At 63.6% G+C, this 11,943-nt stretch carries 11 protein-coding genes; 7 read left to right on the top strand and 4 right to left on the bottom strand.

The window, feature by feature from the left end; translation table 11 throughout:
- The first annotated feature begins 111 nt into the window (after window positions 1–111).
- The 4 genes from RTP54_RS15145 to RTP54_RS15160 all read left to right on the top strand — a co-directional run bounded on the left by RTP54_RS15145 (window position 112) and on the right by RTP54_RS15160 (window position 3,569).
- Entirely contained in the window at window positions 112–660 is a 549-nt protein-coding gene (locus RTP54_RS15145; RefSeq protein ID WP_112807050.1) for a flavin reductase family protein, read from the top strand.
- Between the two features lie 177 nt (window positions 661–837).
- Complete coding sequence (gene tauA / locus RTP54_RS15150) at window positions 838–1,845, top strand: taurine ABC transporter substrate-binding protein (RefSeq protein WP_312363850.1); 1,008 nt, start codon at window positions 838–840, stop codon at window positions 1,843–1,845.
- A gap of 93 nt (window positions 1,846–1,938) precedes the next feature.
- A complete protein-coding gene (locus tag RTP54_RS15155) occupies window positions 1,939–2,736 on the top strand; it encodes an ABC transporter ATP-binding protein (protein ID WP_312363852.1) in 798 nt (265 codons plus the stop codon).
- Entirely contained in the window at window positions 2,733–3,569 is an 837-nt protein-coding gene (locus RTP54_RS15160; RefSeq protein WP_312363853.1) for an ABC transporter permease subunit, read from the top strand. Before RTP54_RS15155 ends, RTP54_RS15160 begins: the two co-directional genes overlap by 4 nt.
- Before the next feature lie 10 nt (window positions 3,570–3,579).
- On the opposite strand, the gene RTP54_RS15165 is transcribed toward RTP54_RS15160, so the two are convergent.
- Window positions 3,580–4,986: an FAD/NAD(P)-binding protein gene (locus RTP54_RS15165; protein ID WP_312363855.1), complete on the bottom strand. Its 1,407-nt coding sequence runs from the start codon at window positions 4,984–4,986 to the stop codon at window positions 3,580–3,582.
- A 343-nt stretch (window positions 4,987–5,329) separates the two neighbouring features.
- Window positions 5,330–5,938: an alpha/beta hydrolase gene (locus RTP54_RS15170; protein WP_312363857.1), complete on the bottom strand. Its 609-nt coding sequence runs from the start codon at window positions 5,936–5,938 to the stop codon at window positions 5,330–5,332.
- Between the two features lie 541 nt (window positions 5,939–6,479).
- Between RTP54_RS15170 and cysT the strand changes: the two genes are divergently transcribed.
- Genes cysT through RTP54_RS15185 form a run of 3 tightly spaced genes read left to right on the top strand, consistent with a single transcriptional unit; the run spans window position 6,480 to window position 9,342 of the window.
- Window positions 6,480–7,340: a sulfate ABC transporter permease subunit CysT gene (cysT, locus tag RTP54_RS15175; protein WP_112834352.1), complete on the top strand. Its 861-nt coding sequence runs from the start codon at window positions 6,480–6,482 to the stop codon at window positions 7,338–7,340.
- On the top strand, window positions 7,330–8,217 hold the full coding sequence (gene cysW / locus RTP54_RS15180) for a sulfate ABC transporter permease subunit CysW (protein ID WP_112812295.1): 888 nt from the start codon (window positions 7,330–7,332) through the stop codon (window positions 8,215–8,217). Before cysT ends, cysW begins: the two co-directional genes overlap by 11 nt.
- A 15-nt stretch (window positions 8,218–8,232) precedes the next feature.
- Window positions 8,233–9,342, top strand: a complete 1,110-nt coding sequence (locus tag RTP54_RS15185) for a sulfate/molybdate ABC transporter ATP-binding protein (protein ID WP_312363860.1) — start codon at window positions 8,233–8,235, stop codon at window positions 9,340–9,342.
- Between the two features lie 56 nt (window positions 9,343–9,398).
- On the opposite strand, the gene RTP54_RS15190 is transcribed toward RTP54_RS15185, so the two are convergent.
- Window positions 9,399–10,841, bottom strand: coding sequence for an amidohydrolase family protein (locus RTP54_RS15190; protein ID WP_312363861.1), 1,443 nt, complete (start codon window positions 10,839–10,841; stop codon window positions 9,399–9,401).
- Complete coding sequence (locus tag RTP54_RS15195) at window positions 10,834–11,940, bottom strand: amino acid ABC transporter permease (protein ID WP_312363863.1); 1,107 nt, start codon at window positions 11,938–11,940, stop codon at window positions 10,834–10,836. The genes RTP54_RS15190 and RTP54_RS15195 overlap by 8 nt, the downstream gene beginning before the upstream one ends.
- Window positions 11,941–11,943: the final 3 nt, after the last annotated feature.

Consider the following 11,943-nt stretch of genomic DNA (forward strand, 5'->3'; position numbering starts at 1 on the left):
AAAATTTATTGACAATGAAAAATCAGGCGATCATTTTTGGGTGGAGGAAAAATTTTTCCCGGATTGCGGTTTGTCGGCCGGGAAGCAGGTCAAATTTTTCGAGGATATCGCATGAACATCGCCCTCGCCGCATCGCCAGCATTCTCGGCAGCCGATCGCTCCATCGGGCATTCGGCTCCCATCACGCCAGCCGAACTCAAATCCGCAATGCGCAACCTGTCGGGCGGCGTCTCAGTCGTGACGGCCGGTATCGGCGACGACCGCACCGGGGCCACGGTCACATCGGCCACAGCTCTTTCCGTTGACCCGCCGACGATGATCGTCAACATCAACCGGACGTCCTCCAGTTGGCCCGTCATCGAACGCTACCGGCATTTCTGCATCAACATCCTTTCAAGCGAGCAGCAACAGGTTGCCGAGCGCTTCGCAGGCTTCGGCGGCCTCAAAGGTGTTGCGCGATATGGCGGCGCCGAATGGCGGCCTCTCGTGAGCGGCGCTTCGGCACTTGCCGGCGCACTTGCCGCGATCGACTGCGAGGTCGAGGAGATCATCGAGCGCCACAGCCACGCCATTATCCTCGGGCGGGTCCTGGCGATCACCTCCGGTTCAGGAGAGCCGGTGCTTTACCACGGTGGCCGCTACGGCAGCTTTCAGCCGTAACGCGAGCAACCAGCTCGATTAAGGTAGAGAACACGGCCAAAGGGCCGAAGTTTGGAATGGCTTCATACCCCGTCGAACAAACGGGGTATTTTTTATCTCCATAAAATCCATGGGTTTTGAGATTATCTTTGCAGGCTCCACGACGGGGCCATCGGCAAACCGTTGAGGAGCAGGGCAATGATCATCGCAAGACGCACCCTTTTGGCATCAACCGCAGCGCTGCTGCTGGCAACGCAGGGGCTGGTTGCTGCCCATGCGGCCGATACCACGTTGACCATCGGCTACCAGCCGATCGTCGAGCCTTCGCGCGTGCCGCAGGCCGACGGCACCTATGAGAAGGTCACGGGGGCAAAGATCAACTGGCAGAAATTCGACGGCGGTGCCGATGTGATTGCCGCCCTTGCGTCCGGCTCGATCGACATCGGCTATGTCGGCTCCTCGCCGCTCGCGGCGGCGGCCAGCCGGGAACTGCCGTTTGAAACCATCTTCGTCGTCGGCCTGATCAGCGAAGCGGAAGCGCTGGCGGTCAAGGATGTCAGCAAGCCGGAGGAACTCGCCGGCAAGAAGATCGCCACCCCATTCGTCTCGACGGCCCACTACAGCCTTCTGACCGCGCTGAAGCACTGGAACGTCGACCCGAAATCGGTCGAAATCCTCAACCTGCGCCCGCCGGAAATTGCAGCGGCCTGGACGCGCGGCGACATCGACGGCGCCTATGTCTGGGATCCGGTCCTGTCGGAGATCAAGAAGACGTCGACGGTTCTGGCAACCTCGGCCGACGTCGCCAAATGGGGCGGCCCGACCTTCGACGCCTGGATCGTCAGCAAGAAATTCGCCGAAGAGCATCCGGATGTCGTGACCGGCTTCGTCAAGGTTACCGGGGATGCTTATGCCGACTACAGGGCCAAGCCCGACGCGTGGAGCGCCACCTCGGCGCAGGCGGAAAAGATCGCACGGCTGACCGGCGCAAAGCAGGAAGAGGTGCCGGCGCTGCTCAAGGGCTATTACTTCCCATCGTTGGAAGAGCAGGCCGGTCCCGAGCTTCTCGGCGGCGCCACCGTCAAGGCTGTCGCACAAACCTCGGCCTTCCTGCTTGAACAGGGCAAGATCCCGGCCGTTCTTCAGGACTACACCCCTTATGTCTCCGCGCGCTGGGCGCAGGAAGCCGCCAAGCTCTCGTTCTGAGCCTGAGGGCGTTCCGTTGACGGGCTGGCGGTCAGCAGAAGCGTATCGCCAGCCCATCGCTTTCGGCAAAACAGCGACCATGAGGACTGCACGATGTCGGTGCTTCGTCTTGAAAACATCTCGTTGCGCTACCCGTCCGGTGATGGCCGATCGCAGGCGCCGCTGATCCTCGATCGGATCAACCTGGACATCGCCGACGACGATTTCGTCGTGGTGATCGGCAGGTCCGGTTCGGGCAAGACCAGCCTGCTCAATCTGGCAGCCGGTTTTCTGCCGCCAAGCAGCGGCGAAGTTACGCTGGATGGCCGATCGTTGTCTGGCCCCGGTTCCGACCGTGCCGTCGTGTTCCAGGACGATGCGCTCTATCCGTGGCTGACGGCGGTCGAGAATGTCGCCTTTCCGTTGCGCCTGCGTGGGCTCGGCAGGGAGCAGCGGTTGAAGGAAGCCCAGGCGCTGCTTGAGCGTGTCGGCCTGCCTTCAGCGGGTGCCGCCAAGGTCTGGGAATTATCCGGCGGCATGCGCCAGCGGGTCGGTATCGCGCGGGCGCTCGCCTCTCATCCAAGGTTCCTGCTGATGGACGAGCCGCTCGGGGCGCTCGATGCACTGACGCGCGTGCGCATGCAGGGTTTCCTCCTGGACATGTGGCAGGCGAGCCGCGCCGGCGCGCTGCTGATCACCCATAGCATCGATGAAGCCTTGTTGCTGGCAACCCGCATCGTCGTGCTTAGTGCCGGCCCCGGCCGGATTGCAAAGGCGATCCCGGTGACCTTCGGGCGGGACTATCTCGCCGGAGTGCCGCAGCCCGAGCTGCGCGCCTCAAACGAATTCAGGCTGCTGCACGATGACTTGACCAGGTTTATTCATTCAGAAGATGAAGGTGTTGCTGCATGACCCTTTCTCTCGAAGCGGCATCCATTGATGAAGAACCGGGCAGCGCGATCGGCGCCCGACCGTCACGCCGATTGCCGCTGCCTTGGATTTCGGTGGCGACGGTCGGCGTGCTGATCGGCCTGTGGAGCCTCGTCTCATACTACCGGCTCGTGCCGCCGCTGTTCCTGCCTTCGCCGCTCGCCGTATCTCGGGCCCTGAGCGGGCTGGCGACGACGGGCTTTGTCGATGCAACGCTCGCCCAGCATGTCGCTGCCAGCCTGTCGCGCATCTTCGGCGCGCTCGGCGTTGCCCTCATGCTCGGCGTACCCGCGGGCCTGGCGATCGGCACCAGCCGCTGGGGCAAGGGCATCCTCGACCCGATCGTGGAATTTCTGCGCCCACTGCCGCCGCTCGCCTATTTGCCCCTCGTCATCATCTGGCTCGGCATCGGCGAAGCCTCTAAGATCGCCGTCATCGCGCTGGCCATGCTGCCGCCGATCATTCTGTCGACGGCCTCGGGGGTCAAATCGGCGTCGAGCGATCACATCAACGCGGCGCGCGCCTTCGGCGCATCGAGACGGCAATTGCTGCAATACGTCATCTTGCCGGGCGCGCTGCCGTCCATTCTCACGGGGACACGCATTGCGCTCGGCGCTGGCTGGTCGACACTGGTTGCCGCCGAACTGGTGGCGGCGACGCGCGGCCTCGGCTTCATGATCCAGTCGGCCGCACAGTTCCTGGTCACCGACATCGTCATTGCCGGCATCGTGGTGATCGCCGTCGTTGCCTTCCTGTTCGAAGTCGTTGCCCGGTGGATCGAACGACGTCTGGTTCCGTGGTCCAGCCGTCGCTGACGCCGATTGCTTAGGCCGACTTCTGCGTCACCCGGCGGCGGGTGGCGATCAATCTGGACGCGGCATAGGTTTGTGTGACGATCTCGGGAACAAGATCGATATCGGGCAGGCTGCCGAGGCCCAGAGGACCGATAGCGTAGAGATTGCTCGTTGGCTGCCCATCCATGAGCACTTCGCCGGCGGGGCTGACGGCAAGGCCGAGCCCGAGTTCGTCCGGTTGCGCCAGGCCACCGGCAAAGAGGGCCTGTATGACCTGTGCCTTGAGATCGGGCGCAGAACAGCGGCAATCGATCACCTGATCGGCCTCGAGCAGATCTTCCTGTGTAGCCCCTGCCCAACGCACCATCAGGCCGTCTGGCCTGCGACGCCCGGCCCAGCCTTTACGCACCACTGTGCGGCCATCGGCCAGTTCCTGTTGCAGGCGCAGGTGCAGAGGCGCCGGCAGGCGATTGCGATGACTGTCGTAAATCGAGCGCAGATGACGGTTGAACTGACGTTTTTCCCGCTCCGGCAATGCCTGCCAGAGCGAGCGCGCGCGGCGGCGCAGCCCGTTCATCGCGGCTTGCCAGCCAAGACCATTTGCTTCCGCGTCGGCGCAGGCCTGTCGGACAAAACGGACGATGTCGCGAAGTCCGGTCGGCATGGGATCGACGGGAAATGTCGGTGCCGCCGAAAGCCTTGTATGCGACTGCGGCAGAAAACCGTGCCGGGACACTATGGTAATCTCGCCTGCATAGCCATTGTCGCGCATCTGCAGCAGGCGGTCGACGACGCGCACGCCGCTGCCGAGCAGCACCGCATGACGCGGCACGGCGAGGCGCCGGGCTCTGACGAGCGGGCGCTCGTCGTCGGCGACCTCCATTTCAAGCGAGCGAATGCCAAAGCCTGTTGCGAGCACCGCGACGTCACACTCGATCGCGCCGTCTTCCTGCACAATCGAGAAGCGGCCGCTGGGAAGCTTCCTCAGGCCCAGCACCGCCTCGCAGGAGAGTTGCATGGTGATATCCGGCCGGCGGGTCAGCGCCTCGGAGAAACGCTGGTAGACATAATCGCTGAAGATGCTCTTCGGCACGAAAATCTGCTGGAAGCCAGGTATGGCGGCGGAGACCGCGGAGCGAAAGTCTTCGTTCCCGCAGAGCCAGTCGTTGAAATCCTCCGGTTGGCCGGCGGCAACCGAAAGATCGCGCACGCGGCTGTTGAGGATCTCGCCGCTCTGCGCTGCGGCCATGACCTGCCCGCCGCTGATGGTCGGCTGCGGATCGAAGAGATGGACGTGAAACGCGGTACGCACCGACTTCATCAGTGCGATCGCCATCATGATCCCGGAAAACCCGCGCCCGATGATGGCGATACGCGGCTTTTCCTGGTGATCTTCGCGGCCGGGCAACATCTTGGCGAACAATCCGTGGACAGTCATGTGAGCTCCCTTGTGGCCCGACTGCGCTCAGCCGGCCAGGTTTGAAACGCATGGCTGTTCCGGTCCCGCACACGGACCGGAGCTCGGGGCATCGCCCGGCACCATGACCGGCCGACGCACCGGCTGAAATCTGCAGTGTCGGGGATGGGGCCGCCAACCGCACCGGCCGGCGAATGGGTATCCGTTGTTCTGGCTGGCCTGGCACCTCGGCACATGGTCATCCCTGACGGCATACTCTATAAAGTTTATGCTCTATTAGAACGCGAATTCGGGCGGACATCAAGCGCTTTGTGCCCGACATCGATTCAGCACCTCGGCGGCCGAGGCGCGTGCGCACCACCGGCTACCGTGCGGCGACGACACTGCTTTCGCGCGTTTCACTGCTTTGGACGACAATCGGCTGGGCAAGTTCCCGTCTCGCGATACCGTTCAGAACCGTCAGTAGATCATAGCCGCGCGACCAGCGACCGAAACCGCTCGCGACATTGATATGCCCGGCCTGGCCGAGATCGACGAGCCGGCTGCCCCAGCGGGTCGAGATGTACCGCAGGCGATCGAAGGGCATGTAGGGGTCGTTGAGACTGCCGACAATCAGGCTCGGAAACGGCAGCGGATGATCGGGCATCGCGCCGAACGAAATTGCGCCGGGATGAAGGCGCTCGGTCGCATCGAGATCGCAGGGTGCCACCAGCAATGCGCCGCGCACCTGGCGCGCGATCGGTCGCCGCGCGAGGCTTGCCACAAGGACACAACCGAGACTATGCGCGACAAGATCCACGACGCCATGGCGCAGAATGGCCTGCTCCAGAGCGCCCCGCCATTGTTCGAGCACCGGATGGTCCCAATCCTCCTGCTCCACCAGCGCCGCCTGCGGTCGATCGTCGAGCCAATGACGCTGCCAGTGTCCAGCGCCAGAGCCGAACAGACCCGGGATGATCAAGGTTTTTGCCATGGTATCAACCTCTTGCGCCAGGATCCACGCGACCGCGGCCAGCTGCTCGGCCGTCGAACATTTCATGAGACGATTATGCGAAGGCGCACGCGGCAAAGTAAGCAAGGAACGTTCAATATCTATAATTTCTATAGCATAACTTTGCTCTTGATATCGACACGCCTCCGAATATGCCGAATCCCTAATGGAACAATAGTGGAGGCAGAGTGTTTCTTCAGACGCGTTTTTTAGCGAAATCAGTTTCGCTTTGAGGCCGCGTGCGGTCAAAAACTGCGTTGTTGGTGACGGTGAAGTTGATAGTTTGACCTGAAGATTTCGAAGCAGACGCTGTTACGTTTTGCTTGGCAGCAGGTTCGCCGAGCGACACCGGCCGGGCGAGACATGGCGAGCTTGCGAGCGAACCGGAAGCGCGTTGTCCTGGGATGGCTCACGGGGTCTGCTTTGAGCGCGATGGAAAGGCGATTGTTAGGCTGGCTTAGGGACTGCCGATCGTTGGGGACAACCGGGCTTCGGCCTGGTCTATGGAGAGGGTGGTTTTGATTTGAGCGGGCATGGCGACATCAGGCGCTGGCGGTTTCGTCAGCCGAGTGTGCTTCCGGGCTTCGGCCTGGGGCTGGGCATCACGCTGTTCTGGCTGGTGCTGATCATTCTGATCCCGCTGTCGGGGCTCGTCTGGCGCTCCAGCAGCCTGGGATGGTCGCAGTTCATCACGCTGGCGCTCGACACCCGCACCTTGAACGCGCTGAAGATCAGTTTCGGCACGGCCTTTGTCGCGGCCATCGTCAATCTCGTCTTCGGCGTCATCCTCGCCTGGGTGCTGGTGCGCTATCGCTTCCCCGGCAAAAGGGTGATCGATGCCATGGTCGACCTGCCGTTTGCGCTGCCGACGGCGGTCGCCGGCATTGCGCTCGCCACGCTCTATGCCCCGAACGGCTGGATCGGCTCGCTGTTGGCCCCGCTCGGCATCAAGATCGCCTTTACGCCCGCCGGCATCGTCATCGCCCTCATCTTCGTCGGCCTGCCCTTCGTCGTCAGGACGGTGCAGCCGATCATGGAAGAGATCGACAAGGAGGTAGAGGAGGCAGCCGCCACCCTTGGCGCCAGCCGCTTCCAGACGATCAGCCGAGTGTTGCTGCCGGGATTGCTGCCGGCCGGGCTCACCGGCTTTGCGCTCGCCTTTGCCCGCGGCGTCGGCGAATACGGCTCGGTGATCTTCATTGCCGGCAACCTGCCCTATGTCTCCGAGATCGCGCCGCTCCTGATCGTCATCAGGCTGGAGGAGTTCAACTATCCCGCCGCCACCGCCATCGCCGCGGTGATGCTGATCATCTCCTTTGCCATGCTGCTCGTCATCAACTCGATCCAGGCCTGGAGCCGGCGGAGATATGTCTATGTCGCCTGATGCCGCTGCCGTCTCCCAGCATGCCGCCTCCCGGCACGTGCGCGCCGCCACCTCGGAAAGCCGCTTTGCGCGGGTAAGCCTGATCGTGGCAGCGCTCGCCTTCGTCGGCCTGTTCCTGCTTTTGCCGCTGGCCGCCGTCTTTACCGAGGCGCTGCGCAAGGGGCCGGCCGAGTTCCTTTCGGCCCTTGGCGATGCCGAGACCTTTTCCGCCATCCGCCTGACGCTGATCGTGGCGGCCATCGCCGTGCCGCTCAACCTCGTCTTCGGTGTTGCCGCCGCCTGGGCGATCGCCAAGTTCGAGTTCAAGGGCAAGGCCTTCCTGACGACGCTGATCGACCTGCCGTTTTCGGTCTCGCCCGTCATCTCCGGCCTCGTCTTCGTGCTTCTGTTCGGCTCCCACAGTCTGCTCGGCCCCTGGCTGCAGAGCCATGGCATCCAGATCCTGTTTGCCGTGCCGGGGCTGGTGCTGGCGACCGTCTTCGTCACCTTCCCCTTCGTTGCCCGCGAGCTGATCCCGTTGATGCAGGAACAGGGCACCAGCGACGAGGAGGCGGCGCTGTCCCTGGGCGCGTCCGGCTGGCAGACCTTCTGGCATGTGACGCTGCCCAACATCAAATGGGGGCTGCTTTACGGCGTGCTCTTGTGCAACGCCCGCGCCATGGGCGAGTTCGGGGCGGTGTCGGTGGTCTCGGGCCATATCCGCGGCCAGACCAACACCATGCCGTTGCAGGTGGAAATCCTCTATAATGAATATAACTTCGTCGCCGCCTTTGCGGTGGCGACGTTGCTGGCGCTGCTGGCGCTGGTCACCCTCGTCTTGAAATCGGCGCTCGAGCTTCGCTACAGCGCCGAGATCGCCGCCAGCCGCAGGCATTGAAAGGTCCGGATCGTCATGGAAGTCCGCGTTCAGAACATACGCAAGGAATTCGGCCGCTTTCCGGCGCTCGACAACGTCTCGCTCGACATCCGCTCGGGCGAGCTGATCGCGCTCTTGGGCCCGTCCGGCTCCGGCAAGACGACGCTTCTGCGCCTCGTTGCCGGCCTCGAAAGCCCGACCGACGGCACAATCTTCTTCGGCGACGACGATGCCTCGCAAAAGACCGTGCAGGAGCGCAACATCGGCTTCGTCTTCCAGCACTATGCCCTGTTCCGGCATATGACCGTGCTCGACAATGTCTCGTTCGGCCTCAAGGTCAGGCCATCCAATCGCCGGCCGCCGGCCGCAGAAATCCGCAAGCGCGCCCTCGACCTGCTCGATCTCGTCCAGCTCTCGGGCCTTGAGAAGCGTTATCCGGCGCAGCTGTCGGGCGGCCAGCGCCAGCGCGTGGCGCTCGCCCGCGCCATGGCGGTCGAACCCAACGTGCTTCTGCTCGACGAGCCTTTTGGCGCACTCGATGCGCAGGTGAGAAAAGAACTGCGTCGCTGGCTGCGCGAGATCCACGACCGCACCGGCCACACCACCATCTTCGTCACCCACGACCAGGAAGAGGCGCTGGAACTTGCCGACCGGGTCGTGGTGATGAGCAAGGGCGCGATCGAACAGGTCGGCACGCCCGACGAGATCTACGATCATCCGGTCTCGCCCTTCGTCTTCGGCTTCATCGGCCAGTCGAATGCGCTGGCCGTCACACTGTCGAACGGCGAGATCTGGTTCGAGGACCGGCCGATCGGCCTGCGCGCCCCGAGCGAGCCCGACGGCCCGGCCACGCTCTACTTCCGCCCGCACGACATCGAGCTGATCGACGGATGTGGCGGCTGTCTCGCCGGCCTGGTCATCGCCAGCCGCCGCGTCGCCGGCACCCGCCATCTCGAAATCGACCTCGGCCGCAACCACCCCCATGCCGAAATCGAGCTGCCGCCCGAACGCACGACAACTCAGGACCGCGCAAGGGTCGCATTCAGACCCACAAAGTGGAAGCTGTTCAGGGACGGACACCCGCTCGCGAAGGCGAAGCCGGATGACGCGGCATCACAAAAGCCGCGGCTGGTCGCACAGGCCTGAAACACGAAAGGGCCGGCGTGGCCGGCGCTTCCTCCAACTGCCGCTTGTGATTGTCGCTATCTGCCAACGGGCAGCGACAACGGCGCCAGGTCGCGCATCGGCCGCTTCTTCGGATCATTTTCCGGCGCCTTGCGACAGGCATAATCCTGAGCCTCCTGAAGCAGCGCAACGGCTCCGTCATAGTCGATCATGGTCGGACGCCCGTTTCGCACCACGCATTGCCCATCGACATGGACTTCCTCGATCGCACGCTCGGCCGCGCAATGCAGCAGGTTGCGCAAGGGGTCGTAGACCGGCTGCATGGCATGGTGCTTCAGGTCGATGATGAGGAAATCGGCCTTGGCGCCGACGGCGATGCGGCCGATGTCGTCGCGACCGAGCGCGCGGGCGCCGGCAAGCGTCGCGGTTTCGAGAATATCGCCCGTCGAAACGTCGAATACCGACTTGCCCGACAGCCGGGCGCAGATCATCGCCTGGCGCATTTCCTCGAGCATGTTGAACGGGTAGCTGTCAGTGCCGAGCGCGACGTTGACGCCCGCGCGACGATAGCGACCGACCGATTCCAGCGCCATGCCGCTGCGCGAGAACGTGACCGGGCAATGGGCGACCGTCGTACGCCGCTCGGCCAACAGGTCCAGATCGATGGCGGTCCGCTGCCGCGTCCAGGAATGGCTGTCGACGAAGATGCAGTGGCCGAGGATCAGGTTGTCGCCGAGGATGCCCAGGCTTTCGAGATACTGAACGGCGGTCAGGCCGGTGCGACGCAGAAGCTCTTCATGCTCCGCCATCGTCTGGGCGGCGTGAATGGTGATCGGCATGCCGCGCTTGCGCGCCTCGGCCGCCGCTTCCTGCAGCAGCTCGGCCGAGCAGGTCTCGATCTGCGAAGGCGCCACCACGCCGCCGAGCCGGCCCGTCGGGTGGGCGGCCGCAGCGTCGACAACGTCGAGCGCTCGCGCAAACGCCTCGCGTCCGCGCGCCTTGTCCCAGACGAAGTCGAGGCGATGGCTGGCTTCGACATGCCATTGCGCTTCACGGAAACCCGGAGCGACGAAGGCTCGTGCGCCGCTTTTCGCGAGCGTCGGCAACCAGCTTTCATGGGGGCCGGCGATGTCGAGCAGCGTCGTCACGCCGCTGCGCATCAGATCACCGAGCATGACCGTCAACGACGCCTCGATGGCCCGGTCGTCGATCTCCAACAAGTTGGAGTATTCGTAGAGTGCATTGCCCCAAAGGGCTGACGTGCCTGCATCTTCGAAGATGCCCTTGGAGATCGGCTCTTCGCCGGAGTGGCAATGCACATTGACGAAACCTGGCATCACCATGCGTTCGGCGCCGGAGGTCTCGCTGGCAAAGTCACCCTCGTAATGCCCGCCGACATGGATGAAGCCGGTGTCGTCGTATGCGACGTCGGCGTCATGGAGATAGACATGGCTTTTCGTTTCGGCATCGAAGCCGACGACGGTGTGCGCCGCGCGAATGACGTGGACTGATCTAGTCATGGGTGGTCCTGAAATATTGCTCGAGGAAACGGCTGTAAACGCCCATCAAAGCGCTGAAAAAGAAGTAAACGACCGCAGCGAAAACATAGCCTTCGAGCACGGCGATACCCTGCCATTGCGGATCGCGCATGGCGGTGCGCACGGTATCGAGGAAATCGAGCAGGCCGACGATTGTCACCAGGGTCGTGTCCTGGAAGAAGCCGATGAACAGGCCGACGAGCGGCGGGATCACCTTCTTCAGCGCCTGCGGCAGCACGATCTTGCGCATGATCTGCCAGTAGTGCAGCCCGAGAGAGTGACCGGCTTCGATCTGCCCCTTCGGAACCGCCTGCAGGCCGCCGCGCACGATTTCCGCGATATAGGCCGCGGCAAAGAGAATGATCGCCACCTGGGCCCGCAGCAGCTTATCGATGGTGATACCGTCGGGCATGAACAGCGGCAGCATCACGGTCGCCATGAACAGGATGCTGATCAGCGGGACGCCGCGCACGATCTCGATGAAGCCGACGCCGAGGACGCGGATCGCCGGCAGACTGGATGCGCGCGCTAGCGCAAGCGCGATACCGAGCGGCAGGGCGCAGGCAAGCCCGATAAAGGACAGCATGAAGGACAGTGGCAGGCCGCCCCATTGGGTGGTCGGCACGGGCGTCAGGCCGAACAGCCCGCCGGCCATCAATATGTAGAGTGTCGGCAGGATCGCGACGATCCAGGCGACGGCAAGCGCCCTGCCCCAGGTCCGCGGCACCATCGACACGCCGCAGGCACCCAGGAACAGCAGCATCGCCGTCAGCGGCCGCCATTGCTCGTCGAAGGGGTAGAAGCCGAAGAAGATGTAGCGCAGCTTGGCCGACAGGAACGGCCAGCAGGCGCCGCTCGACGCCTTGCACTCCGCCGGCGTGCCGGCAAAGATTGCATCCACGAACAGCCAGCCGATCGCGAGTTTGGCGAGGCCGAAGATCGTGCCCAGGCAGACAATGGTGATCGCGGCGTTGCCCGGTGTACCGAAGTAGGCGGAGAGCCAGGTGCGGTTGCCAGCCGGCGGGCGTGCGGCGGGGGCCATCAGGGTCGGGCTGGCAACAAAGCCTTCAAACTGGGTCATGGC

The sequence above is a fragment of the Ensifer sp. genome, assembly GCF_031989085.1.
Lineage (GTDB): Bacteria > Pseudomonadota > Alphaproteobacteria > Rhizobiales > Rhizobiaceae > Ensifer.

Coding starts and splice junctions, on each gene's coding strand:
- RTP54_RS15145 (WP_112807050.1), top strand. CDS start 112: ATGAACATCGCCCTCGCCGCATCGCCAGCATTCTCGGCAGCCGATCGC.
- tauA (WP_312363850.1), top strand. CDS start 838: ATGATCATCGCAAGACGCACCCTTTTGGCATCAACCGCAGCGCTGCTG.
- RTP54_RS15155 (WP_312363852.1), top strand. CDS start 1,939: ATGTCGGTGCTTCGTCTTGAAAACATCTCGTTGCGCTACCCGTCCGGT.
- RTP54_RS15160 (WP_312363853.1), top strand. CDS start 2,733: ATGACCCTTTCTCTCGAAGCGGCATCCATTGATGAAGAACCGGGCAGC.
- RTP54_RS15165 (WP_312363855.1), bottom strand. CDS start 4,986: ATGACTGTCCACGGATTGTTCGCCAAGATGTTGCCCGGCCGCGAAGAT.
- RTP54_RS15170 (WP_312363857.1), bottom strand. CDS start 5,938: ATGGCAAAAACCTTGATCATCCCGGGTCTGTTCGGCTCTGGCGCTGGA.
- cysW (WP_112812295.1), top strand. CDS start 7,330: ATGTCGCCTGATGCCGCTGCCGTCTCCCAGCATGCCGCCTCCCGGCAC.
- RTP54_RS15185 (WP_312363860.1), top strand. CDS start 8,233: ATGGAAGTCCGCGTTCAGAACATACGCAAGGAATTCGGCCGCTTTCCG.
- RTP54_RS15190 (WP_312363861.1), bottom strand. CDS start 10,841: ATGACTAGATCAGTCCACGTCATTCGCGCGGCGCACACCGTCGTCGGC.
- RTP54_RS15195 (WP_312363863.1), bottom strand. CDS start 11,940: ATGACCCAGTTTGAAGGCTTTGTTGCCAGCCCGACCCTGATGGCCCCC.